Annotated in this window: 26 protein-coding genes; 24 read left to right on the top strand and 2 right to left on the bottom strand. The window is 31.5% G+C overall.

Annotated features, from left to right (window positions below; all coding sequences use genetic code 11):
* Nucleotides 1–18 precede the first annotated feature (18 nt).
* The 5 genes from T473_RS19510 to T473_RS0101325 all read left to right on the top strand — a co-directional run bounded on the left by T473_RS19510 (nt 19) and on the right by T473_RS0101325 (nt 3,848).
* Entirely contained in the window at nt 19–468 is a 450-nt protein-coding gene (locus T473_RS19510) for a glycine radical domain-containing protein (protein ID WP_416386988.1), read from the top strand.
* A gap of 30 nt (nt 469–498) precedes the next feature.
* A complete protein-coding gene (locus T473_RS0101340) occupies nt 499–1,404 on the top strand; it encodes a glycyl-radical enzyme activating protein (RefSeq protein ID WP_024620286.1) in 906 nt (301 codons plus the stop codon).
* Nucleotides 1,405–1,660: 256 nt separating this feature from the next.
* The gene (locus T473_RS0101335) at nt 1,661–2,023 is read left to right on the top strand and encodes a DUF134 domain-containing protein (RefSeq protein WP_024620285.1); all 363 of its coding nucleotides are present in this window, start codon (nt 1,661–1,663) and stop codon (nt 2,021–2,023) included.
* 50 nt (nt 2,024–2,073) lie between these two features.
* Nucleotides 2,074–2,541 (top strand): NifB/NifX family molybdenum-iron cluster-binding protein, encoded by a 468-nt coding sequence (locus T473_RS0101330; protein WP_024620284.1) that lies wholly within the window; start codon nt 2,074–2,076, stop codon nt 2,539–2,541.
* Nucleotides 2,542–2,804: 263 nt separating this feature from the next.
* Nucleotides 2,805–3,848, top strand: coding sequence for a helix-turn-helix domain-containing protein (locus T473_RS0101325; RefSeq protein ID WP_024620283.1), 1,044 nt, complete (start codon nt 2,805–2,807; stop codon nt 3,846–3,848).
* 28 nt (nt 3,849–3,876) lie between these two features.
* Here the strand turns inward: T473_RS0101325 and T473_RS0101320 are convergent, their stop codons facing one another.
* A complete protein-coding gene (locus T473_RS0101320) occupies nt 3,877–4,839 on the bottom strand; it encodes a helix-turn-helix domain-containing protein (protein WP_024620282.1) in 963 nt (320 codons plus the stop codon).
* 338 nt (nt 4,840–5,177) lie between these two features.
* Between T473_RS0101320 and T473_RS0101315 the strand changes: the two genes are divergently transcribed.
* The 17 genes from T473_RS0101315 to T473_RS0101240 all read left to right on the top strand — a co-directional run bounded on the left by T473_RS0101315 (nt 5,178) and on the right by T473_RS0101240 (nt 23,559).
* A complete protein-coding gene (locus T473_RS0101315) occupies nt 5,178–6,107 on the top strand; it encodes an ABC transporter substrate-binding protein (protein WP_024620281.1) in 930 nt (309 codons plus the stop codon).
* Between the two features lie 75 nt (nt 6,108–6,182).
* Nucleotides 6,183–7,103: an ABC transporter substrate-binding protein gene (locus tag T473_RS0101310; RefSeq protein WP_038300145.1), complete on the top strand. Its 921-nt coding sequence runs from the start codon at nt 6,183–6,185 to the stop codon at nt 7,101–7,103.
* Between the two features lie 64 nt (nt 7,104–7,167).
* Nucleotides 7,168–8,100, top strand: a complete 933-nt coding sequence (locus T473_RS0101305) for an ABC transporter substrate-binding protein (RefSeq protein ID WP_242825826.1) — start codon at nt 7,168–7,170, stop codon at nt 8,098–8,100.
* 51 nt (nt 8,101–8,151) lie between these two features.
* Nucleotides 8,152–9,180, top strand: coding sequence for a FecCD family ABC transporter permease (locus tag T473_RS0101300; RefSeq protein WP_024620278.1), 1,029 nt, complete (start codon nt 8,152–8,154; stop codon nt 9,178–9,180).
* Complete coding sequence (locus tag T473_RS0101295; RefSeq protein ID WP_024620277.1) at nt 9,177–10,184, top strand: FecCD family ABC transporter permease; 1,008 nt, start codon at nt 9,177–9,179, stop codon at nt 10,182–10,184. Before T473_RS0101300 ends, T473_RS0101295 begins: the two co-directional genes overlap by 4 nt.
* A 37-nt stretch (nt 10,185–10,221) precedes the next feature.
* A complete protein-coding gene (locus T473_RS0101290) occupies nt 10,222–11,043 on the top strand; it encodes an ABC transporter ATP-binding protein (protein ID WP_024620276.1) in 822 nt (273 codons plus the stop codon).
* Nucleotides 11,040–12,767: an ABC transporter ATP-binding protein gene (locus T473_RS0101285; protein ID WP_200865867.1), complete on the top strand. Its 1,728-nt coding sequence runs from the start codon at nt 11,040–11,042 to the stop codon at nt 12,765–12,767. Before T473_RS0101290 ends, T473_RS0101285 begins: the two co-directional genes overlap by 4 nt.
* 234 nt (nt 12,768–13,001) lie before the next feature.
* Nucleotides 13,002–14,039, top strand: coding sequence for an ABC transporter substrate-binding protein (locus T473_RS0101280; RefSeq protein WP_024620274.1), 1,038 nt, complete (start codon nt 13,002–13,004; stop codon nt 14,037–14,039).
* Nucleotides 14,040–14,041: 2 nt separating this feature from the next.
* Entirely contained in the window at nt 14,042–15,154 is a 1,113-nt protein-coding gene (locus T473_RS0101275; RefSeq protein ID WP_024620273.1) for a FecCD family ABC transporter permease, read from the top strand.
* Nucleotide 15,155: 1 nt separating this feature from the next.
* On the top strand, nt 15,156–15,941 hold the full coding sequence (locus tag T473_RS0101270; RefSeq protein ID WP_024620272.1) for an ABC transporter ATP-binding protein: 786 nt from the start codon (nt 15,156–15,158) through the stop codon (nt 15,939–15,941).
* 17 nt (nt 15,942–15,958) lie between these two features.
* Entirely contained in the window at nt 15,959–17,287 is a 1,329-nt protein-coding gene (locus T473_RS0101265; protein ID WP_024620271.1) for an MATE family efflux transporter, read from the top strand.
* A gap of 121 nt (nt 17,288–17,408) precedes the next feature.
* Nucleotides 17,409–18,341, top strand: a complete 933-nt coding sequence (locus T473_RS0101260; RefSeq protein ID WP_024620270.1) for a helix-turn-helix domain-containing protein — start codon at nt 17,409–17,411, stop codon at nt 18,339–18,341.
* Between the two features lie 271 nt (nt 18,342–18,612).
* Nucleotides 18,613–19,671 carry an ABC transporter ATP-binding protein gene (locus T473_RS19505; protein ID WP_330369319.1) on the top strand — a complete coding sequence of 353 codons (1,059 nt, stop codon included), beginning with the start codon at nt 18,613–18,615 and terminating at the stop codon, nt 19,669–19,671.
* Nucleotides 19,665–20,369 (top strand): ABC transporter ATP-binding protein, encoded by a 705-nt coding sequence (locus T473_RS19500; protein WP_330369326.1) that lies wholly within the window; start codon nt 19,665–19,667, stop codon nt 20,367–20,369. The genes T473_RS19505 and T473_RS19500 overlap by 7 nt, the downstream gene beginning before the upstream one ends.
* 1 nt (nt 20,370) lies before the next feature.
* On the top strand, nt 20,371–22,077 hold the full coding sequence (locus T473_RS0101250; RefSeq protein ID WP_024620269.1) for an ABC transporter ATP-binding protein: 1,707 nt from the start codon (nt 20,371–20,373) through the stop codon (nt 22,075–22,077).
* A 372-nt stretch (nt 22,078–22,449) separates the two neighbouring features.
* Entirely contained in the window at nt 22,450–22,932 is a 483-nt protein-coding gene (locus T473_RS0101245; protein ID WP_029791423.1) for an amidase domain-containing protein, read from the top strand.
* Between the two features lie 117 nt (nt 22,933–23,049).
* On the top strand, nt 23,050–23,559 hold the full coding sequence (locus T473_RS0101240) for a GNAT family N-acetyltransferase (protein ID WP_024620268.1): 510 nt from the start codon (nt 23,050–23,052) through the stop codon (nt 23,557–23,559).
* Between the two features lie 324 nt (nt 23,560–23,883).
* Here T473_RS0101240 and T473_RS0101235 read toward each other — a convergent pair whose 3' ends face one another.
* Nucleotides 23,884–24,216: a winged helix-turn-helix transcriptional regulator gene (locus T473_RS0101235; protein WP_024620267.1), complete on the bottom strand. Its 333-nt coding sequence runs from the start codon at nt 24,214–24,216 to the stop codon at nt 23,884–23,886.
* 448 nt (nt 24,217–24,664) lie between these two features.
* On the opposite strand from T473_RS0101235, the gene T473_RS17110 reads away from it, so the two are divergent.
* Both T473_RS17110 and T473_RS0101225 read left to right on the top strand, forming a co-directional pair.
* A complete protein-coding gene (locus T473_RS17110; protein ID WP_278246339.1) occupies nt 24,665–24,934 on the top strand; it encodes an oxidoreductase in 270 nt (89 codons plus the stop codon).
* Nucleotides 24,909–25,673: an NAD-dependent epimerase/dehydratase family protein gene (locus T473_RS0101225; RefSeq protein WP_024620265.1), complete on the top strand. Its 765-nt coding sequence runs from the start codon at nt 24,909–24,911 to the stop codon at nt 25,671–25,673. Before T473_RS17110 ends, T473_RS0101225 begins: the two co-directional genes overlap by 26 nt.
* Nucleotides 25,674–25,957: the final 284 nt, after the last annotated feature.

Genomic DNA, 25,957 nt, shown 5'->3' with positions numbered 1-25,957 from the left:
AATTTCAATACTGCATTTATGGGAATTTCAAATTATCTCCCAGCTGGTAAGGTTGTAGGAGCTACACCTTGTGGAAGAAGATCTAAAGAGCCCTTATCTGAAGGGGTATCCCCATTTGCAGGATCAGATACATCTACACCTCTAGCTGCGATGAGATCAGCTGCAAAACTTAATCAAGATGTTCACTCTGGAGGAACTCTACTGAACCTTAGATTAAATGAGGATTTGGTTAAGACGAAGAGGGGACAAAGTAATTTAGGGGCGATGATACAGTCGTTCTTTTCATTAGGAGCTTTCCACGTTCAGTTCAATACTATTTCTACTGAAGTACTTCGTAAAGCTCAAGAGAAGCCTGAAGATTATAAAGACTTACTAGTTAGAGTTGCTGGATACAGTACTCAATTTGTAAACTTATCAAAATCTATGCAGGACGCGATAATAGCGAGAACAGCTCATGAAAACTACTAAAATAAAAGTAAGTTTATAGGAGAAAGTAGTATGAAAAATATTAGTGGATATATTATGGAACCACAGAATCTTTCTGTTAATGATGGCGATGGAATAAGGACAAATATATTTTTCGCTGGTTGTCCTCTAAGATGCAGTTGGTGTTCAAATCCAGAGAGTCATACTTACTCTAACAAGATTGCATATTACGAAAAGACATGTGTAAACTGCGGTAGGTGTACTGACTCATGTGTATACGGCGTAGGAATAAATTTAAACGAGCAAATTAATAGAGATAAGTGCAAGGCATGTGGCAATTGTTCAGAGGTTTGCCCAACAAAGAGCAGAAAAAATTTAATTTATAAATACACTGTTAAAGATATAATTATAGCTATAGAAAAGCAAAAAATATTTTACAGCTATTCAAATGGCGGAGTAACTTTTTCAGGAGGAGAAGCCACATTACAAGAAGATTTACTCAGAGAGCTAGTAAATGAACTCTATGATAAAGCAATTCAAATGGCGATAGAGACATGTGGATACTTTGAATTTGAGAAAGTGAAAGATATACTGACAAAATTAGATTTGATATTTATAGATATTAAGCATATGGATGAAGTTAAGCACAGAAATTTCACAGGCGTAGGAAACAGTAAAATTTTAAAAAACATAGCAAAAATAAATGAGTTGGAAGTACCTATAGTAGTAAGAATTCCAGTGATTGACGGAGTAAATTCAGACTTTCAAAATATCAAAAAAACAGCTAAGTATGTCAAAGAAAACATTACAGGACCAAAAATAGAATTACTACCATACCATTCCTTTGGAGACGGAAAATATGAAGCGCTCGGATTAGATAAGCCAACAGAAGAATTTAAAAGGCCGTCTCAAGAATATCTTGAAGAGCTAATCAAGATTATTGAAGGAGAAGGAGTAGAAATAGTAAGCTATAAATAATTGAATAAAGAAATATCAACATTATAAAAAGGCCGCTAAACTAACCGATTAATAAGGCATGTACAATTATTAATAAAGTCTAGTGGTCTTTTTTATGAAATTATATTATTACAATATTATAGTGCTGTAATAATATAATTTACACAAATATATTTTAATATATTTAATAAAGTTATTGACATATGTCATCAATAGAGATAGAATTAATTATGACATATGTCAATAACTTATTTTTGTGATGAAAAGGGAGGATAGTATGCCTAGACCGAGAAAGTGGAGAAAAGTATGTTGTCTCCCAAATTACATAAAATTTGGACCATTAGACAAGACAATAAATGATGAACACTTTATTAAGATGACAGTAGATGAATACGAGACGATAAGACTTATTGATCTTGAGGGTTTAAACCAAGAAGAATCTTCTAAACAGATGGGCATTGCGAGAACTACTGTTCAGGGAATATATATTGAAGCCAGAAAAAAATTAGCAGATTCATTAGTAAATGGAAAAGTGCTTTGGATTGAAGGTGGAGAGTATACGCTCTGTGATACTGACGATGGGTGTGGAAAAGGTTGTTGCAGAAGAAGATGCAGGCATGACAAAGAGTGTGGCAAATAACAAATGAAGTTGATTTATTAAAATAATAAAAAAATATTGGAGGAATTAAAATGAAAAAGATAGCTATTGCAAGTAAAGAATCAGTGATTGATAATCACTTTGGTCATTGTGAAGAATTTATGGTATTTGATACAGATGCAAATGAAATAGTTAAGGAAGAGACTATAAAAAATCCTGGACATAAAAAAGGATTTATACCTGAATTTTTAGGAAATATGGGTGTAAATGTTGTTATAGCTTCTCATATAGGAGAAGGAGCTACAAGATTATTAAACGAAAAGGGAATCGAAATGATTGTTGGAGCAAGCGGGAGTGTTAAGACTGCTGTTAAAGAGTATCTAGCGGGAAATCTTAAATCACAAGAGAAATCTTGTTGCGGTCACGGTGATCATGATAAATGTGGAGGACACGGAGAAGGAAGTAAACACGAAAAGCACGGAAAGTGTGGGGGACATGGAGAACACGGAAAATGTGGTGGTAATAAAGATCATGGACAATGTGGCGGGCACCACGAATAGTATTAAGATCCGATAATTTAATTGCGCATATAAAACATTTTGTTTTGTATGCGCTTTTTAATTTTTACTATTATGTTAGTTTTAGATTCTTATTTATTTCCTTTAATTTTTTTCCCTACTTAAAAAGATTGAACTAACATAAAAGGATAAAAAGAGATTGATAATATAAATGAAAAGAAATATAATTAAGTAAATGACAATGAATTACATTATCAATAATTTCATCTAAATGATAAAAACAATATAGGAAAGGGGGTTTAGCAATGACACATAAATTTAAAATAAATACAAAAGATGAATGTTCATCAATGCTCATGCAATATTCATCAATGCGTTCACAATTTTCTACAATACGAGATTCTAAATTTATCGATAATGAAAAAGAAGTAATATATGATATAAAGCAGGAGTATGGAAAAGGATCAATCAAATTTTATAACTTGATGGACAATGTAATGCTTGTAATATACGATACAATATTCAATCACGATATGATTACTGAGTTTGACTTGTCTGATGAATATTTTGAAATAGAATACTGTGTTGATGGATGTCTAAAATTTAGTGAAGATAAAGTAGGAGATACATGTTTATATTCAAATGATATCTCTATCTCAACTTCACGTGAAACTTGTGGAAAGGTAATTAATTTTGCTGGTCAGAAATACCAAGGGATTTCTATAACTACTGACAAATCAGCTATTTCATCGTATTTTGGAAGTAGTGGAATAAAATTATGGGAAGATACCATAGAAAAATTGGAAAATGATCTAAGAAACAAATACTATCGAGGTATCAAAGTTTCACCAGAACTTTCTAATATATTTTTACAGATATTTAATTGTAAGTTACCTCATAGATCTAAAGTTTTATTTTTAGAGAGCAAAGTTATGGAATTATTGTCAAAAATAGCATCTTATGAAATTTTGGATACTTATGAAACAGACCAAGTGCAGTTGGATGAATTTGAAATTAGTCAGATAAAAAAGATTCCAGCGATTTTAATGGAAAATTTATATGAGCTACCAACGATAGATATAATTTCAAAGCAACTAGCAATTAATAAAAACAAGATTGTTAAAGGTTTTAAAGCTATATATGGTGAAACAATTTTTAGATATCATAGGAAAATGAGCTTACAACGCGCATCTATATTATTGTTGGATACAGATAAAACTATTAGCGAAATAGCTTTGGATATAGGTTATTCAAATCCTAGTAATTTCTGCTACGCTTTTAAAAAGGAATTTAATATAACACCTCTCCAATACAAAACGGATTCAATTAAGTTAACCAGAGATATTTAGAAAATACTTGTTGTGTTTATATAATTAATTATAAATCAAAGGATTTTCTAAATGAGCTAGGTGTAATACCATAAACTTTTTTAAATGCTGCAGAAAACTTGCTTGCACTTTCATATCCTAAAGTTGTCGAGATATTGTGTATACTCATATCGTCGTGAGATAAAAATCTAAGAGCTTGTTCCATTTTTTTATGTCTAATATACTCATGAATTGTTTTGTCATAAGTTGCTTTAAAGCATCTTCTTAGTTTTGACTCGCTCATTTCAGTAAGACTTTTCATTTCTTCTAATGTAGGTGGATTTAAAATATTTTTATCTATCTCATCTTTTAATAGCCATATAAACTGCATATTTTGATAGCTTAAGTGGTTGTGACGGGATATATTTAAGAAATTTTCATTTTTTAAATTTCGTGCAATTATTGAGAATATTTCATACATCTTACCTAAATAGTAAACAAATGGAAGATCAGATCTTCTAATGGCGTATTTTAACTGTTCAAAGATCATTAGCAATTCAGGTGTGTTGTAATGATTTGGATTTATAACTAAATTGTCGGATAAATAATGCGAAAAGTCGTTCATATTTTTCAACATAAAATCTTCTTTTAACAGGGAAAATGTATACCATACAGGTTTATCTGCACCGATAATTATTTTAAGCTCTTTACCTCTATTAATCAAAAGATGTATGCCTTGGTATAAATGTCTTGTTTTTTTTCCATTTTCAATAATAGTTATATTTCCGCTATATAAAGAGCACATCAATATATGATTTTCTGGGACATTGTAAATATAAGTAAATGGCTTAAGTAGTGTAAAATAAGCATCGCTAAATATTAACCCATCATATGGATTTACTTCTACAAACCAACTATCTCCATTTTCTTTAGGAAATCTATAGACACTTCCATTACCGTATTCAGATTTCTTGCAATTTAATTGTAATGCAAAGTCCTCGATCAATTCAGCTGTTTTTTTATCTATACTCATAAATTTAACCCTTTCATAAACTATTGTGTAAGAAATCATATAATTATATCCACATGTTAACATATTAATATTTTTTAAACAATATCTCTAATGATCCAAAACGGTATAATTATGTACCAATACTACACTATAATCAAAGTTGAAATACTCGTTAAGCATTGAAAATACTTGAATTCGATTGGGATTATCAGATTTATAACCTTATGAAATGCAAATGATAATTATTGACAGTTGAAAAAGTATATTGATATAATACTCATGAATAGATTATAGCTAGCTAATGTAATTCAAAGATTAATTATGAATTTATTTTATATTATATAAAAACGGAGGAAAAAATGAATATCAAAAAATTTAAAGTACTAATTGTTGCGTGTATGGTTTTTGTATTTTCAATAATGGCAATTGGTTGTTCGAAGAGTAGTAATATAGATGAAAAATCGGAGGATACTTCTAAAACCAGAATTGTAAAAACAGTTAAGGGAGATATAGAAGTACCTGCAAATCCTAAAAGAATAATTATAAATTATTTTCAAGGAGACCTACTTGCATTGGGCATAAAACCTATGGCAAGTTCCTTTATGGAGGGTGAAACAGCTTTTGAAGAAGAACTTAAAGATGTTACTAAAATTGAAAAATGGGAGCCAGAAGAATTAATGGCACTTGATCCAGATTTAATAATAGTAATTAGCGAAGAGGATTATGAAAAATTCCATAAAATAGCACCTACAATCTTTATTCCATTCACTGAGATTACTGCGGAAGAGAGATTGACTCTTATAGGTGAGGTAGTTGGAAAGCAGGATGAGGCTAAGAAAGTACTCAAAGATTTTGACAAGAAAATAGAAGATAGCAAAAAGAAGTTAGAAAAAGCAGATGTAATGGATAAAACTTTTACTTTGTTAGAGAACAATTCCGGAAAAGTATGGGTGTTCGGTAATAGATGGGGTAGAGGCGGAGAGATATTCTACGATTATCTGGATTTAAAAGCTCCAGATTTGATAGAAAAAAATATAATAGACGGAGATCAATATATAGAGCTATCATTAGAAGCTTTACCTGAATATTGTGGTGATTACATAATTAAGTCGGCTTGGGCTAAAGAAGATAATTTAAAAGATAATGGTCTTTGGAATAATATAAAAGCTGTAAAAGAAGGTAGAGTTATAACAACTAGCGCAGAATTATACTACTATATGGATATTTATTCTATGAGTGCACAGCTTGATATTTTTGTAAACGATATTTTAAAATTAACAAACAAATAAAATAAATTTGGATGAAATGAATAAAAAAATATATTTATACAAAACTTTATAAAAATGAGGAGTTAGAAAATGACTATGAAAAAATTAAAATTTATTCCTATAGCTTGTACTATTTTTATGATTACTATGTTGGCAATTGGGTGTTCTAATAGTAGTAACGACAAAGAGTCAGCAGGTGAAGCTAAAACTAGAACAGTGAAAACTATTAAAGGTGAGATTGAAGTTCCTGCTAATCCAAAAAGAATAGCCGTTAATTTCTACCAAGGTGATTTACTTGCATTAGGTGTAAAACCTATAGCAACAGAGAAAGCTGAAGGAGAAACAGCATTTAAAGATGAGTTAAAGGGTGTCAAAGAAATTGAAAAATGGGAACCGGAAGAAGTGATGGCGCTTGACCCAGACTTGTTAATAGTTACAACAGATGAAGACTATGAAAAATTAAATAAAATTGCGCCGACAGTACTTATTCCTTTTGGAGAATTTACTACAGAAGAGAGAGTAACTCTTTTAGGTGAAGTTGTTGGAAAGCAAGATGAGGCTAAGAAAGTACTAGAGAATTTCAAACAAAAAGTAGAGGATAGCAAAGACAAGTTAAATAAAGCGGGATTAATGGATAAGAAATTTACTTTGCTAGAAAGTCATTCTGGTAAGACATGGATATACGGTAATAAATACGGTAGAGGCGGAGAAATATTTTATGACTACCTAGATCTTAAAGCACCAGATGTAATAGAAAAAGAGATAATAGACGCTGACCAGTATAGAGAGATATCTTTAGAAGCTTTACCTGAGTACTGTGAGGATTATGTAATTAACTCAACATGGGGCGGAAAGGATACTTTAACAGAAAGCGAGATATGGAATAATATGTCAGCAGTAAAAGAAGGAAAAGTTATAAAAACTAGCGCAGAATTATACTTTTATGTAGATATATATTCTATGGATGTGCAACTCGATAAATTCGTAGATGATATTCTAGCTACTACTAATAAGTAGATCTAATCTTGAGAAAAAAATGTAGGTCATACATATAATACTCATAAAGGTGAGGAGATAAAAAGTGATTGGAGAAAAAATAAAACTAACTATTATAGTTTGTATGATTTTTATGATTTCGATGTTGGCAATTGGTTGCTCCAATAGTGGTAATATTAATAAAAAAACAGAGGTTGAGCCTAAGACAAGAAAAGTAACAACTGTTAAAGGTGATATTGAAGTTCCATCAAACCCAAAGAGAGTAGCTGTAAGTTGTTACCAAGGGGACTTACTAGCATTGGGAGTAAAACCTATAGCAACAGAAAAACCTAAGGAAGAATCGGCATTTAAAAATGAACTAGCAGGTGTGGCAACAATTGAAAAATGGGAGCCGGAAGAAGTAATGAAAGTTGATCCAGATTTATTGATAGTTGTAAAAGAGGAAGATTATGAAAAATTAAATAAAATAGCACCAACTATACTTATTCCTTTTGGAGAACTAACTACGGAAGAGAGAGTAACTCTTATAGGTGAGGCTGTTGGTAAGCAGAAAGAAGCTAAAGAGGTAATTGATAATTTTAAACAAAAAGTGATAGATAGCAAAGAAAAGTTAAATAAAGCAGGAGTAATGGATAAGACTTTTACATTAATAGAAAGTGATTCTGGTAAGACATTGATGTTATTCGGTAATAAATATGGTAGAGGAGGAGAGATATTTTATGACTACCTTGACCTTAAAGCGCCAGATATAATAGAAAAAGAAATTATAGATGCAGACCAATATAGAGAGCTATCACTAGAAGCCTTACCTGAATACTGTGGAGATTATGTAATTAACTCAACTTGGGGAGGTCCAAATTTCTTAACTGACAACGATATATGGAATAATATTAAAGCAGTAAAAGAAGGAAGAGTTATAAATACTAGCGGAGAATTATACTTCTATGCGGATATATATTCTATGAATGTACAACTTGATAAATTCGTTAATGCTATTCTAGACACTACTAATAGTTAGATCTTTTATAATTTAAAGTTTTATAAAATAATTATGTAAGAAGGAATTGAAATGCAAACACAAAATTTAGAATCAAAAAAAAGAGATAAAGTAGATTTTGTTTTATATATGATTATAGGATTAGTACTTCTAATTATCTTTTTAGCTGGATCTATTTCATTTGGTGCAGCAAATATGGATATAGCAACAGCTTGGGAAGCGATAATAAAATTTAATCCAAGTATAACAGAACATCAAATTATTAGAACACTTCGTGTGCCTCGTACTTTTGGAGATATTATTGTTGGAGCAAGTTTGGCGGTTGCAGGAGCAATAATGCAGGGAAGTACTAGAAACCCATTAGCCGACTCGGGGCTGATGGGAGTAAATTCAGGGGCAGCATTTGCAATAGCAATATGTTTAGCCTTTTTCCCAGGTGGTTCGTACTCTAATCTTAGCCTATTTTCATTTGCAGGAGCAGGGCTAGGGGTAGGGATAACTTACTTCATAGCATCATTAAGCAAGAGGGGAATGACGCCACAAAGGCTTGTACTATCAGGGATATCAATATCTATGCTTTTCAGTGCGATGAGTACTTTTATTGCAATTAAGTATAATATCGGTCAACAACTCAGCTACTGGTCGTCAGGAGGAGTAGCAAGTGTCTCTTTTGGAGAGCTTCTGGTAGTATTACCGTGGTTTGTAATTGGTATGATATTGTCGATCGTGCTTTCCCCATCAATCACTGTATTAAGTTTAGGTGAAGATGTAGCAAAGGGATTAGGCCAGAAAACTGTATTTGTAAAATCTGTTGCATCTATAGTAGTGCTTATACTAGCAGGAATATCTGTTTCTATAGCAGGTCCTATAGGATTTGTAGGTCTAATTATACCTCATATGATGCGCTACCTAGTAGGTGTTGATTATAGATATATAATACCTGCATCAGCTTTATATGGAGCGGCCTTTATGGTAGGTGCTGATTTATTTGGAAGATTAATCAATAAGCCTTATGAAACTCCATTAGGAATAATGTTTTCGATTATTGGAGTGCCTTTCTTTCTTTATATTTCAAGAAAGGAAAGGAGGTCATTTGAATGAGAATAAATCCAGTCACGAAAAAAAATATATTGATTTTTATACTGTTTTTAGCTTTACTTTTAGCAGTTATAGTTAGTATGAATGTTGGAAAGATGAACCTTAATCCTAGTGAAGTACTTAATGTAGTACTTGGTAATGGTACATCAAAACAAAACTTAATTGTTTACGAATTTCGTCTACCACGTATTGTTTTATCAATACTTGTAGGTATTGGTATGGCAACATCAGGTTGCATTTTACAAGCTTTGTTTAAAAATGATCTGGCAGATCCGGGAATATTAGGAATTAGTTCTGGTTCAGGATTATTCATGCTTGTTTATATATCAGTATTTGCAGTTAATGGGGTTTCATCAGCCATTGCCTTACCGGTGCTGTCATTTATTGGTGGAATGATAGCCGCAGTACTAATTTATGCGCTATCTTATAAACGAAATTCGGATATTTCCCCAACAAGGCTTGTTCTTACAGGTGTTGCGATGAATACTGGATTTGGAGCTCTGTCTCTATTTATTACACTAAAATTAAACCGTAATCAATTCGACTTTGCACAAAAGTGGTTAGTGGGAAGTCTTTGGGGAGATGATTGGAGATATATAGTTATTTTACTACCTTGGATATTTGTATTTTGTCTATATGCTTTTTATAAAGCGAGAACTTTAAATATTCTTAATTTAGGCAATCAATTAGCTACAGGAGTTGGAGTTCCAGTAAAAAAAGAATTTTTAGGATTATCTATAGCAGCAGTAGCTTTAGCTTCTGGAAGTGTAGCATTAGGTGGATCTATGTTCTTTGTAGGACTTATTTCACCGCATATAGCCAGAAAGATTGTAGGCCCCAATCACAAGGTACTTCTTCCAAGTTGTGCTCTAATAGGGGCATTGATTATGATCTTAGCTGATACAATAACGCGTACTGTAAGTTTTGGTGCAGATATACCTACTGGTATAATCATAACAATTCTTAGTACTCCTTATTTTATATATCTTCTAGCTCGTTCAGAATAATAATTATTCATATATATAGAAAGTAGGTAATAAAAAAATGATTAGTATAGAAACAAAAAATCTATCTATAGCTTATGATGAGAGTATAATAGTAGAAAATCTAAATGCAAGTATTCCTGAAGGTAAAATAACCACTATCATTGGTCCTAATGGCTGTGGTAAATCTACGATACTAAAGTCTTTAGGTCGTATTATGAAGCCAAACAACGGAATGATTTATATAAATGGCGATGACATTAGAAAGCTATCTACAAAAGAGATTGCAAAGAGAATGGCAGTTTTACCACAGTCTCCTCAATCCCCAAACGGACTTACTGTAGGTGAGCTAGTAGCTTATGGAAGATATCCACATCAAAAAGGATTGGGAAGTCTTACACCTGAAGATAAAAAAATTATCTCTTGGGCATTAGACGCTACAAAAATTTCGGAATTTGCTGACAGGTCTGTGGACACTCTTTCTGGAGGGCAGAGACAAAGAGTTTGGATAGCTATGGCTCTTGCACAACAGACAGGTATAATTTTATTAGATGAGCCTACTACATATTTAGACTTATCTCACCAATTAGAAGTATTGGAATTACTGTACGATTTAAACAAAAAGCAAGGCAGTACTATTGTTATGGTAATACATGATTTAAATCTCGCAGCTCGTTTTGCTGACTATATGATTGCAATCCGAGGTGGAGAAATTATTTCTAGCGGAACTCCTGATGAGGTTATGAATAGGTCGGTACTTAAGAAAACTTTTAATATAGATGCTGAAATAGTAAAAGACCCTCGAACTCTTCGCCCCGTTTGTATTACTTATGACTTAATAAAAAATGAATACACAGAAATAAGGAGAGTGAATTCTAATTGAATATTTTGAGGAAGTTTTTCTCCTATTACAAGCCATATAAAAAACTATTTATTGTAGACTTCTCATGTGCTACTTTGTCAGCTTTATTAGAACTTGTTTTCCCATTAGCAATAAGTATAGTGTTAGACGATCTATTGCCAAAAGGAAATTGGACATATATCCTTTATGGATGTATAATTTTGTTCGGCATATATTTTGTGAGCTCGATTTTACATTATATTGTTACCTATTGGGGGCACAAGCTAGGTATAAGTATTGAAGCAGATATGAGAAAAGGGCTTTTTGAGCATGTTCAGAGATTGTCTTTTAGATTTTTTGATAATAATAAAACTGGACATTTAGTTTCTAGGATGACAAACGATTTAATGGATATGGGGGAATTAGCCCACCATGGTCCAGAAGATATGTTTATTTCGGCGATGACTCTTATAGGGGCATTATCTATTATGCTTTCAATAAACTTAAAGTTGACGGTTATAACTTTTATTACTGTTCCATTTATGATATACCTTTCTTTATACTTTAGTAAGAAAATGGCGATTGCATTTGATCATATGTATGAAGAAATAGCTAATTACAATGCACGTGTAGAAAACAATGTAAGTGGAATGCGTGTTGTTCAAGCTTTTACTAACGAAGATTACGAAATTAAGAAATTTCAAAAAAATAACCATAGTTTCTTTTTAACAAAGTGTGTTACATATAAAATTATGGCGTGGAACTCATCTATAAGTTTTATACTTATGAAATTAGTATCTATATTTGTATTACTGTGTGGAACTTGGTTTGTACTAAAGGGAGAAATGAGTAATGGTGAATTTGTTTCTTTCGTAATGTTGTCAAATGTATTTTTATCTCCGATCGCAAAGATTGCATCTATTATTGAGACCTACCCAAAAGGCGTAGCAGGATTTAAAAGATTCCTTAATCTTTTAGAAACTAATCCAGATGTAAAAGATAAACCAGGTGCAAAGGATATCGATAAAGTTAAAGGCGATATTTTATATAAAGATGTTACATTTAACTATGAGAATACAGATAGCAATGTTTTAAGTAATATAGATTTAAAAATCAATGCCGGCGAAACTGTTGCATTAGTCGGACCATCTGGGTCGGGTAAATCATCTTTATGCAGTCTTCTACCTAGATTTTACGATTTGGAAGAAGGCAATATATATGTTGATGGAATTGATACTAAAGATATGACGGTTAATTCATTAAGAAATCATATAGGTATTGTACAACAGGATGTATTTCTATTCGACGGGACAATACGTGAAAATATAGCTTATGGTAAGTTAGATGCAACAGAAGATGAGATTTGGAAATCGATAAGGCAAGCCCAACTCGAAGAGGTTATACTAGCTATGCCTGATGGTTTGAATACTTTTATTGGCGAAAGAGGAGTTAAATTATCAGGAGGCCAAAAACAAAGACTATCAATAGCCAGAATGTTCCTAAAGAATCCTTCTATATTGATATTAGATGAGGCTACTTCTGCACTTGATTCGGAAACAGAAGCGGCTATACAATTGGCATTAGAAGTATTAGCAGAAGGACGTACTACATTAATTATAGCTCATAGATTGTCTACTGTTAAAAATGCGGATAAGATAGTAGTCTTAAATAATGGAGTGATTGATGAGGTGGGTACACATAAAGAACTTGTAAATAATAAAGGGATTTATTCAAGATTGTACGATAGACAAAGCGTTTTAGCTTAGTTTTTATTAATATAAATGTTTAAGAAGTCAGGAAGCAGATGTTTCCTGACTTCTTTGTTTTACACATTAAAAAATAAAATGAATATAATTCAAAATTCAATTTTAGTTCAAAAAGATTTTTTCTCAATATAAACGGTGACTGCATCAACATAGATCATACATGTTACTTTGATATTATAGTTCTTGAGAAGATAATGAAAATTATTATCAATTAAGGATTACAAGGAGGTAAAAATGTTTAAAAAGTACATGACACTATTTATAGGGGCTGTTTTCATTTTAATGTTGCCGGGTTGCTCCAAATCTACACAAAATGATAACAAAGAAAATCATAATATAAGTGTACATCAACAAGAAGACGATAGTAAGAAAAGTAAAAATAATTATCCTTTAAAGCTCAATGTTTATACAAATGAAGGAAAAGAGATAGTGCAAACTATAAATAAAGAGCCAAAGAAAGTTGTAGTAATCGGACAAGCAATGGCTGAATTGATGATTGAATTTGGGCTTCAAGATAGAGTTGTTGGTATAGGATATCTAGATCAATCTTTCTCGAAGTATAAAGATGAAATATCTAAAATGCCAGTTATGTCTAAATCATGGCCATCTGTAGAGTCTATTATCGCTTTACAGCCTGATATTATTTTTGCAATGTCTTCATCTTTTAAAGAAGATAGAGTAGGGGGTATTTCATTTTGGAATGAGAGGGGTATACCAACTCTTCCTGCGGTTAATTTTACTATCGGACGAAGTATTGATGAATACATTAAAGATATCGAGAACTTTGGAAAGACTTTTAATATTGAAAGCGAGATAAACAAGTACTTAGAAGAACAAAATGAAAGGATAGATAAAGTTAAAGAAGTTACAAAAAGGGCAAATAGTAAACCTAGTGTTTTACTTGTAGCAAGCGCTGGCCGTGAAAATTATGATTATTATCCGCGTTCAGGGTGTGTTATCGATGAAGTTATTGAGGATACAGGTGGAAAGTATGTAGAACTATCAAAGGATTCATATATGGAAATGTCCACTGAGTCAATTATTGCTGCAAATCCAGAAAAAATAATTATTACAGAATTTCAAGGTTCTAACAGCGAGGCAATAAAAAACAAGCTTATTTCTAATAAAAAACTTCAAAATGTTACTGCAATAAAAACAGGAAATGTGATGGTAGCAGATTATACAAATGCAATACGTGGAAGTCTTGAACTCTCTGATTTATATAAAGATGTTGCTGAGTTTATTCATCCAGAGATGTTTGGAGGAAATTAGATATGTCATCGACACAAAAAATAGGTACAGAGAAAGACAATACAATTAATTATGATAGTATCTTAAAAAAGCGTTCTACATTTACAATAGTCGTTATTGCATTAGTTATTACACTAGTACTTTCTATAATTATTTCAGTATCAATTGGTCAAGTATCTATTCCGATTGCAGAATCTTATCAAATATTAATTAAGAAATTTACTGACTTACTAACTGGCAATTCAACTCAGTTGGGAATGTTTGGAGATATTATCTGGCAAATCCGTTTACCTAGAGTTTTACTTGCAATGATTGCTGGAATCGGCCTTACATTATGTGGAGTAGTTATGCAGGCTTCAGTACAAAACCCATTAGCAGATCCTTATATACTGGGAATATCATCTGGAGCTTCACTAGGAGCAACATTTTCTATTATGATTGGTTTCGGGTCTGCAGGAATTTTTAGCCAATTTGGAGTTGCATTTTGGGCATTTATTGGTGCATTTATAGCTGCTATTTTAGTAATGGGGCTTGCAGGTATAGGCGGAAAGATGTCCTCTATAAAATTAGTTCTTACTGGAACTGTGATCAATGCGCTATGTAATGCAATCTCAAGTTTTATTGTTTATTTTGCCAACGATGCAGAAGGTATTCGTTCTGTGACATTTTGGACTATGGGAAGCTTAAGTTCTGCACAATGGGAAAAACTGCCTATAGTTGCAATTGTCGTAACATTGGCCGTAATTATACTTTTATTTCAATCAAGAATAATGAATACTATGATGATTGGAGAAGAAGCTGCGATAACTCTGGGTGTAAATTTAAATGCGTACAGAAGAGTTTATATGGTGATATCTGTCGCGGTGACAGGAGTAATAGTTGGTAGCTGTGGGATTATAGGATTTGTAGGATTAATAGTACCGCATATAATCAGAAGCATCGTAGGATCTGACAACAAAAGATTATTGCCCATAAGTATTCTATGTGGGGCTGTATTCTTGATTTGGGCAGATATATTTGCAAGGACTATAATTCCAAATGGGGAACTTCCAATCGGTATTATAACATCTCTGCTTGGAGCTCCTGTATTTATGTATATGTTGGTAAAGAAAAGTTATGGGTTTGGAGGGAAGTAATTTGAATTTGAAAGTAGAGAACCTATTTGTGACTTTATCAGGATCAAAAATTGTAAAAGATATTTCATTACATGTTGATGATGGAAAGTTTGTGGGGATTATTGGACCAAATGGATGTGGAAAGTCAACTTTGTTAAAAAGTATATATAAAGTAATTAAACCTGAAACGGGATCTGTATTTCTCGGAGAAAGGGATATTTTAAGATCGAAATCAAAGTCAGTTTCTAAGCAGTTAGGAGTTGTTGGGCAGTTTAACGATTTGAGCTTCGACTTTTCTGTTTACGATATGGTTATGATGGGAAGAACACCACATAAAGACATCATGGAGGCAGATAGCAAAGAAGATCATGAGATTGTGTGTGATGCCTTAGAAAAAGTGGATTTAGCCGCATATTCAGATAGAAGTTATTTAACACTTTCGGGTGGAGAAAAACAAAGGGTAATACTAGCTAGGGCTATAGCTCAGCAACCAAATTTTCTAATTTTAGATGAGCCAACAAATCATCTAGATATAAAATATCAACTACAGATATTTTCAACTGTTAAGTCATTAAACGTAGGAGTGCTAGCTGCCCTCCATGACTTATCAATGGCGGCAACATACTGCGATATTCTATATGTGGTAAAAAATGGTGAAATAGTAGCTCATGGAAAGCCAGATAAAATATTAACTAAAGAGCTTGTAAAGTCAGTATATGAAATTGATTGTGACATATATACAAATCCTATAACTGGAGAAATGGCTATTGCATATAAATTGCCAGAAGTGAAGGAGTGTATCTCTTAATAAGGGAGGTTTATATTATGGAGACAGATATGACAAAAGGAAAACCAATGGGAATAATTGTACGTTTCTTTATTCCTATGTTTATTGGAAATTTATTTCAACAAATATACAATGTTGTAGACTCTATAGTTGTAGGTCGATTCGTTGGAAAAGAGGCCTTTGCAGCAGTAGGTTCATGTTTCTTAATTATGAGCTTTGTGACATCTATTTTAATTGGATTAGCCATGGGAGCATCTGCATTTTTTTCTCAACTCTACGGAGCAAAAAAATATGATCAAATGAAAAAAGCTATATCTACTTCATTTATTTTTATACTATCTATAAGTATTGTATTGAGCATTGTAACAAACGTATTTATGTATAAAATAATCGACTTATTTCAGATGCCAATAGATACTATTACGTATTCTGTAGAGTATCTAAGATTTATACTATCTGGGCTTGTATTTACAGGAATCTATAATGTGTGTGCTTATTTGTTACGATCTATTGGGGATTCAAAATCACCATTGTATTTTTTAATTGTCTCTTGTATTTTAAATATTATATTAGATTTAGTTTTTGTTATAGTATTTCATATGGGAGTTGTAGGTGTTGGATTAGCCACATTTATTGCTCAGGGATTTGCAGCAATATGGTGTGCTATCTTCACAGCAAAACATATGAAATTTCTAAATTTCGAGAGAAAGGATATTGTATTTAGTAGAGATCTATTTAAAACAATTTTAAGTTACTCTGTTTTAACAGCAGTTCAACAATCTGTATCTAGCTTTGGTATGTTAATGATTCAGGGATTGATTAATACATTTGGAACTACTGTTATGGCAGCATTTGCGGCTTGTTCAAAAATTGATGAGTTTGCAAACAGACCTTTACAAGATCTAAGCAACGCGTTCTCAACCTATGTAGCACAAAATAAAGGTGCAGGGAATACAAAAAGAATTCGAGAAGGGTTCTATGTTATTTTAAAACTAATAGCAATAATTTCTTTTATAATATCTATAGTTGTATTTATATTTGCACCAGATTTGATTTCAATATTTGTAAAGAAAGAGTCAGTAGATATTATATCAGTTGGAGTAGGTTATCTTCGTATTGTTTGTATTTTTTATGTACTGCTCGGATGCATAGTAATGTTCTATGGATTTTTCCGAGGAATAGGGGCAGTAAATGTTTCGATTATATTAACTTTTGTATCACAAGGGATAAGAGTGTTATTAGCATTTGTATTAGCTAAAACATCAATGGGATTTACAGGGATAAGTTGGTCAATTGTAATCGGTTGGTTTTTATCAAATTTATTAGGGACATTTATGTATAGAAAAGTAATGATAGCGCAGGTATAGTTTGTTTATTTTTATAAACCAAAGAAATTAGATAACATAAGACTGTTTGTGATATAATACACATAAAAAAATTATGTTAGGCGGTGAATATCAAATAAGAAAATTTGACCAGGATATGAATATGTTTAGACATATTATCGATTCAAAACAACACATGGGAGATCATGTTGTATATAATATTTCGGATAAATTCGGAAGTGGAACTATAAAAAGTTATAGCGTAATGAGCGGTGTTGAGCTTACTTATAATGACTTTGAAATATATAAACCACTTAGCGAAAAGTTTAAGATAAGTGTAGATTCCTTAGAAATTAACTACTGCTTAGAGGGTTGTTTGGAAAGTGAACTCCCAAATAGCAAAATTGTGTATATGGGAGGTGGAGATATCTCCATTTTTGGATACAGTACAGGAGTTGTTCTAGCAGATTTTACAACTAAACATTATAAGGGATTAACAATAATGCTTTATTTGAATGAAGCAACAAAGAGTATCGGAAATATGCTTGGTGTTTCAGAAGAAGAGATTAAAAATATGATAAATTCTTTATTTAATTCTGATACTTGTATAGTAAACCACGGAAATCAAAGTCTAGAACATATTTTCAAAGAACTGTATGTGATTCCAGATAAGTTTAAGGATAAGTTTCTTAAAATAAAAGTAGTTGAATTATTACTTTATATTTTAAGCAATTCGGATTATAAAACTAAAGAAAAAACGTACTTTCCTAAATCATTTGTAGATAAGATAAAAGAAGCAAGGAGAATTTTAATAACAAATATGGATTCCCATATAACTATAAAAGAGCTATCTGATATGGTTGGCGTTAATGCTACAGATTTACAAAAAGGCTTTAAAGAGATATACCAAAACTCAATTTATGCTTATGTAAAAAGTTATAGAATGAAAAAATCAAAGGAATTGCTTGTTAAAGAGGATTTAAGTATTTCTGACGTCGCCAATTTAGTAGGCTATATAAATAACAGCAAATTTTCTAATGCTTTTAAATCTGAATTCGGTATGACTCCATCAGAATATAGAGTATCTAGTAGGTAGGAAAATTAAAATAGTAAAGTATTATAAGTGATTTAAGGAAAAGATGTAAAAGTATGGAAATATAAGTTAAGTATGAGAATATTATAAAAGTCACAAAAGTCGGGAAGCGAGTATTTCCTGACTTTTTTGTTTAAAGAATAATATTTAAAGCGTGATACAAATTATCAAATGAAATTGTATTTCAAAATGGAGCATTTGCGGTTTAACGGAGTAGATAATGAATTGTCCATAAAGTATCCTATATTTACGAAAGAATATTGGAGGGAGAATTATGGATAAGAAAAAGAAAAATCCTATTTTAGTTTTATTTAAATGGGCTGGAAAAGAAAGATACAAGTTATATTTTTCTATATTTTGTGGCCTTGTAAGCGGACTTATGGTAGTAATTCCTTATATCACTATATATAAAATCATTGAAATTGTGTTTTATAAACATGTTTCGATGAATATGGTATTTCAGTATAGTGTTGTACTAGCGATTTCTATTATCGTAAGATATGTATTTATGGCAGTAGGAATAGTGGCTTCACATAAAGGAGCGTATAATGCTCTTTACAAAGTGAGATGTATGATCATTAATCATATGGCTAAGATACCTTTGGGATATTTAAGTGATAGAGATTCTGGAGAAATTAAAAAAGTAATTAGCGAAGATATAGAGAAGTTGGAGTTATTTTTAGCACACCATCTTTCTGAAATTTTTATGTATTTAAGTGGACCGATAGCTATATTTATTTATCTGTGTACTGTAAATCCAAAACTAGCTCTAATCTCGTTGATACCAGTGCCTATTGGGATTTTAATCCAACTTAAAATGTTTAAGGGTGAAAATAAAAGAATGAGTGAACTCAATAGGGTTATCGGAAATTTAAATTCAGTAATGATTGAATATATAAATGGTATGAAGTTAATAAAAGCTTACAATATGGGTTCTGATTCTTTTAAAAAGTATAAAGGTGCAATAGACGAGCAGCAGAGTTTGTGGAAAAAAGTAGCACATAAAATGGGACCTTTATATGCGATTTTCGTTATAATTTTGCAGTGTGGTGTAGCAGTTATAATTCCAGCAGGAGGGATAATGTACAATCATGGACAAATAGGTGCGGGAGGATTGATGTTATTTGCCTTTGTAGGTAGCCTTTATCTTTCAGAGCTTCGTCCTTTGATGGAATTAGGTTCAAGTTTTTCAAAAGTGCTAAATGGAGTAAATAATGCAAGTAAGATTCTTGAAATACCCGCATATAAAAAGGGTAGTTCAGAATTTCCAAAGAATACAGAGATCAAATTTGAAGATGTAAGTTTTTCTTATGATAAAAAACAAATATATTAGATAGTGTAAATCTAACAATTAATGAGGGTGAGAAAATAGCACTAGTCGGAAAATCTGGAGCTGGTAAAAGTACAATAATACAACTTATTGCAAGATTTTTCGATATAGACAAAGGAAGAGTATTGATCGGCGATAAGGATATAAAAGATTTGGACTATGAAACTTTATTAGATAATATATCAATCGTATTTCAAAATACTTTTCTTACAAAAGAATCAATTTTCGATAATATTAAAATGGGTACAGGTGCATCTATTGAAGAAGTAATAGAAGCAGCTAAAAAGGCGCAGATCCATGATGTTATTGAAAGTTTACCAGAAGGCTATAGTACAAAAGTGGGAGCGTATGGTTCGCGTTTTAGTGGCGGCGAGAAACAAAGAATTGCAATTGCAAGAGCTATATTAAAAAATGCCCCTATACTTATATTAGATGAGGCTACTTCAGCGGCCGACCCAGAGAATCAACGAGACATAGACACAGCTATAGATAATTTATGTAAAGGTAAGACGGTAATTATAGTTGCGCACAGGTTAAACATAGTAAAGAAATGTGATAGGGTAGCGGTTGTTGAAAATAATACTGTCACAGATATAGGATCACATGATGAGCTTCTAAAAGTTAATGACTATTATCGCAGAATTTTTGAAATATACGATAAAACAAGGCTGATAGAGTACGCAGTAAAGGCAGGTGTGTAATATGGAGAAATCTGTATGGATAAAAAGAGATAAAAAGCTAACATTTTCGATCATACTAAATGTAATTGAAGGTCTACTTACCGGTTCGGTTCTTGGAATTGTATTTTTAACTATAGATTCACTGTTTAAAGATACTTTTGAAATAGGTAAACTGATAAATTTATGTATTCTATTAGTAGGTATATTTGTAGTACGTTTACTTTTATATTCAATAGGTTATACATTAGGACATACTGGTGGGTCATCAACTGCAAGGAATATAAGGATTTTTTTGGGAAATAAGATAAAAAATCTTCCACTAATAAATTTTTCTAAATATAAAACAGGTCAATTTATCAACATAATAACGAACGATGTGAATAACTATGAAGATATTTTAGGCCATAAGATCGGGGAAATCGCTAAAAATATAACTTTAGTAGTAGTTACACTGTTATTTTTATCAACTATAAATCCAGTTATCGGTTCGATAAATATAGTTTTAGCATTGCTTATAATTCCTTTTATGGTACTATCTGCAAAGCTTGTAACAAAATACGGAGGAATGAAGAAGGATATACTCGATGACAATGTAAGTGATCTAGTTGAATATATCAATGGGATACAAACATTTAGAAGTTATGGGCTAGGTGGCGTAAAAAATGATAAGATTAATAAATCATTAAAAGATATAAGTGATATAAGTTTTAAATTTGAATCTAAAGTTGTACCGATTGGGAATCTTTATAGAATTATAATGGATTTAAGTATGCCGCTAACGATTGTAATTGGAGGAGCTAAATGGCTAACAAATGATCTCGGTTCACCAGAGTATATAATTTGTGTAATATTATCATTTTTTATATCCCAACTAATGGGAACACTTTTTATAGACTTAACAACATATAAAAACCTTATGATATCAAAAAAATCTATGGATAGTTTGGCACAACAAGAAGAGGATAATTACTCTGAAAATAACTTTGAGCCTCAAAACTACGATATTGAATTTAAGAATATTTCGTTTAGCTATGTTGATAATAATCCAGTATTAAACAATGTTAGTTTTAAAGCTAAACACGGTGAATTAACTGCTATTGTAGGTGATTCTGGATCAGGAAAGTCTACTATACTCAATCTGATTTCAAAATATTATGAAGCGGATAGCGGAAATATAATAATAGGTGGATTAAGAACTAAAGATGTAAACTCTGAGAAAGTACTAGAGAATGTTTCAATGGTATATCAAGATGTTTTCTTATTTAATGATAGTATAAAAAATAATATAAAATTTGCGAAACCTGCAGCCTCAGATTTTGAAATAATTGAAGCTTGTAAAGCATCCAACTGCAACAATTTTATAACAGATCTAGAAAAAGGCTACAATACATTTGTAGGGGAAAATGGAAATAGATTGTCTGGTGGGGAGAAACAACGTATTTCAATAGCCAGAGCAATATTAAAAGATAGCCCAATTCTTCTTCTAGACGAAGCTACAGCATCTTTAGATATTGAAAATGAACTTTATGTAAAAGATGCGATATCTAAATTAGTTAAGGAAAATAAAACTATAATCATGATTGCTCACAATCTTTCAGTAATAAAAAATGCTGATAATATTTTAGTAGTAGGCAATGGCAAAATACTTGAGCAGGGAAGTCACGAAAAACTTATGAAGAATAAAGGAAAGTATTATTCTATGTGGATGAGTGAAGTAACTGCAGGGTAATCTTAAAAAGGATATTGGATATAACAAGATACCAAAAATTTAGATAGTATATCTAAAACCTGGTATTTTGTTAATCCAACATCCTTTTTTATTATATTAATAGATCATTTTTATCCAATATAAGCAACTATTAATGAGGTTCCTATATTAGAGAGACTATAAAAATTGTTGTAACAAGTTGAGTTAGTATAAAGAGTTACTTCCATACAAAATTTTATTAGCTCTATATGATATACTTATGAAAATGTAATTTAAAGGCAATGAATTGGCATAACGATTTATGGAACTGCATAACCACATACTGACAAACTGTTACTTTTTAATAAGCGTTTCATATCCTAATAATATATAGATAAAATTAGGAGGTAAAAGATGGCTTATAATAGAGAAAAAGCAGTAGCGTACGCACATAGATGGGCTTTCAAAAGGAATCCAGCATACTTAAATTTCGCCGGTATAGGTGGCGATTGTACAAATTTTGTTTCACAATGTTTATATGCAGGTGGAGCTAAAATGAATTTTACAAAAGATTATGGATGGTACTATATAAATGCAAATAATAGAGCACCAGCTTGGACTGGTGTAGAGTTTTTATATAGGTTCTTAATGACAAATAAAGGTGTAGGTCCATTTGGGAAGCTAGTTTCAATGTCGGAATTAGAGCCTGGAGATGTAATTCAATTGTCTAATTCGGGGATTATATTCACTCATACACTTTTAGTTGTTGAGACTGGATTTTTTAATACAGCAGATGATATACTGATTGCAGCTCATAGTGATGATAGTGATTACAGGCCTTTATCAACGTATGCAGTAGCAGATATAAGATTTATAAAAATAGATGCTAGGGGTTAGTTGATATATAAAACATACCGATTGTTGGATATTGTTCAGTGTGAAATTATATGCGATTTGGAAGTGTGTAGTATCTAACAATCGGTATAAAAATTAATGTGTAAAGGGGTGGTTTGTGTGGAGTTTAGTCTTAAGAAATGGAGTTTAGACTTCGTTCCATCGATAGCTAGATATGCAAATAATAAAATGATTTCTAATAATCTGAGAGATGGATTTCCCTATCCATATTCTGAAGATGATGCAAAAAATTTCATCACTGATTGTATAGATAAAGGGGGTGAAAATCAACTTTTTTATGCAATTGTTGTAGATGGTCAAGCTGTTGGAAGTATAAGTGTGTTGGTACAAGATGATGTATTTAGAAAGAGCGCTGAACTTGGGTATTTTATAGGAGTACCATTTTGGGGAAAAGGTATTATGACAAGGGCTGTGACGCAAATTTGCGATGAAGCATTTAAAACCTTTGATATAGTGAGGATTTTTGCAGAAGTTTATGAATACAATGCTGGATCTCGAAGAGTTCTTGAAAAAGCAGGGTTCAACTTGGAGGGAATAGAGGAAAAAAGTATATCTAGAAATGGAGAAATATATAATTCATTTATATACACTATTATTAAAGTTGAATAATTGAGAATAAAATATATAAAAAACAACAAGTTAGAAAATGAAATTTTATTAACTAAAAAACATTAGTGAAATCTAATATGCATACAAATAGTTTGTTTACATATTAGATTTTGAAGGTAATAATGCAAATAAATAATATTGCTAGGTTACTTACTGAATACGAGTGTTTGTTGAAAATAACCAAAGATCTTATATTAGTGATTTTTAAAGGTTATTTATAGTAATGATTATTTTTATTTTAAATAAATGTTGATTTGCACTACCTTGTTCATTGCGTAATTTGGCTTAGTTATGACAATGATTGGGTATTCAGTTAAAGTTAACTTATATTTTCAATTCTGGAGAGTTTTCTTCTCCCCATTTACACATTTCATCAAGAATTGGAAGCAATGACAGTCCTTTTACGGATAAAGAATACTCTACCTTTGGAGGAATTTGCGGATATTCTTTACGAATGATAAGCCCGTCATTTTCTAACTCTTTAAGCTGAGTACTTAGCATTTTATGTGTGATATAGGGAATATTGCGCTTAAGTCCTCCATATCTTAATATGGATTCACAGCCTAACGCGTATATAATTCTCATTTTCCACTTGCCGCCTATTATAGAGATTGTATATTCAAAAGGTGTCTGTTTATTCCGATTTAATGTATCCATTCAATAACACTCTCCTTTTAGTAAGTATACTACTAAAAAGTGCATACTTTTTTTTATTTTAATTATAATTATAATTAAAATAAGAGGGGAATACAAGTTTATGCATATTGCTTAATTGGTAGATTCAATTAAGATAAAAAATGTTGACTTTAAGAACCGGATAGTAATGTCTCCAAAGGTTCCTTTTGGTTTGTAACCATGCATAGATGGTGTTATGAGGGATGAATTGTAACATCATAATTTACAAAGGTAATCCAATGGAATGAGGATTATAATTTGCCAATCCCTTTCTGTCACTCACTTCTAAGAAAAATGGTGGTGCAGGAGTCTATTCAGATGCCCATAGTCTTTCTAAAAAGATTAGTAGAAACATGCCACAGAAATGGAACCAAGTTTTTTGCACAACTTGCTTACCACAGTATAGGTTAGCCAGCATAATGGGGATTCAATCGATCAATTAACGGAAGATGATATGGAAGAAATCAAAAATGAGTTTGTTAGTGCAGCAGAACTATATAAAAAGGCCGGTTGTGACGGAATAGAATTACATGGTGCTCATGGCTTTTTTCTTAATATGGTAGCATCCCCTCTATCAAATAAACTAGGAGATCAATACGGTGGTGATATCAATGGAAGACTGCTACTAGTAAAAAAGATAATTAAAACGAAAAAATTTATGGAGGAAATAAAAAATGAAGATATTGATAACTGGATCTGAAGGTAATATTGGTAAATACTTGACTAAACATTTGTATCTAAAACATGATATCATTGCAACAGTTAAAAGTAAAGAGTCCTCGAATATCTATGATTCTCTCGAAAGTGTTACAACAACTGTACTAGATATAGAGGATTTTTCAGCTTGTCAAAACATTATTAAAAATATTGATATGGTAATACATCTTGCTGGAATACCAAGCCCTGATTCAACTTTCGAAGATGTACTAAATATTAATATGATAGGAACTAGAAATGTTTTAGAGTCAGCTTATATAAATGGTATAAAAAGAATAATTTTTGCTTCTAGTGCACAAACAATTGAAAGTTATTCTATTGATAGACAAATTGAAACAACAGATCCTATTAGACCTAAAAATCTTTATGGGGTTTCAAAATGTTTTTGTGAAGCTCTTTGTTCCTATTATTCTTATCAAAAAGAACTAGAATGTATTTCAATAAGGATAGCTGCTTTTGATGAAGTTAAAAATCAAAATAAAAATCTTGGGGTTAGAGATCTTAGTGCATATCTTAGTCCAAAAGATTTTTGTAAGCTTATTGATAAATGTATAGAAGTAAATATGAAAGAACCTTATTATATATTAAATGCAGTATCAAACAATACTTATAAAAGACTTTCTCTTGAAAACACAAAATCATTGGTTGGTTATGACCCTTCTGATAATGCATTTATTGAATGTGGAATAATTCAGAAAACTACTGACAATCCTTACACTTAAGATAATTTTATCGGCCTTGCCAATATGCTGGTTTTGGAATGGCATTTTGTATTATAATACCAATTCATATTCTTATAAATAACTGGTTTGTAGATAAAAAAGGTATTATCACACAGGTATAATATTTGCTGGAAGCGGAGTAGGTGGATTTGTATGGGTACAGTAGCAATAGCCTATGTAACATGTGATTTATTTGGCAAAAAAGATTATGGTTCTAGCTATAATAGGAGCATAGATAGGAACTCCATTATCTGGTTTGATATACGATAAATTTGGAAGTTACA

The sequence above is a fragment of the Clostridioides mangenotii TR genome (assembly GCF_000498755.1).
In the GTDB taxonomy this organism is placed as follows: domain Bacteria; phylum Bacillota; class Clostridia; order Peptostreptococcales; family Peptostreptococcaceae; genus Metaclostridioides; species Metaclostridioides mangenotii_A.
Note: the sequence above shows the minus strand (reverse complement) of the source record. Positions and strands in the feature narration are given on the sequence as shown.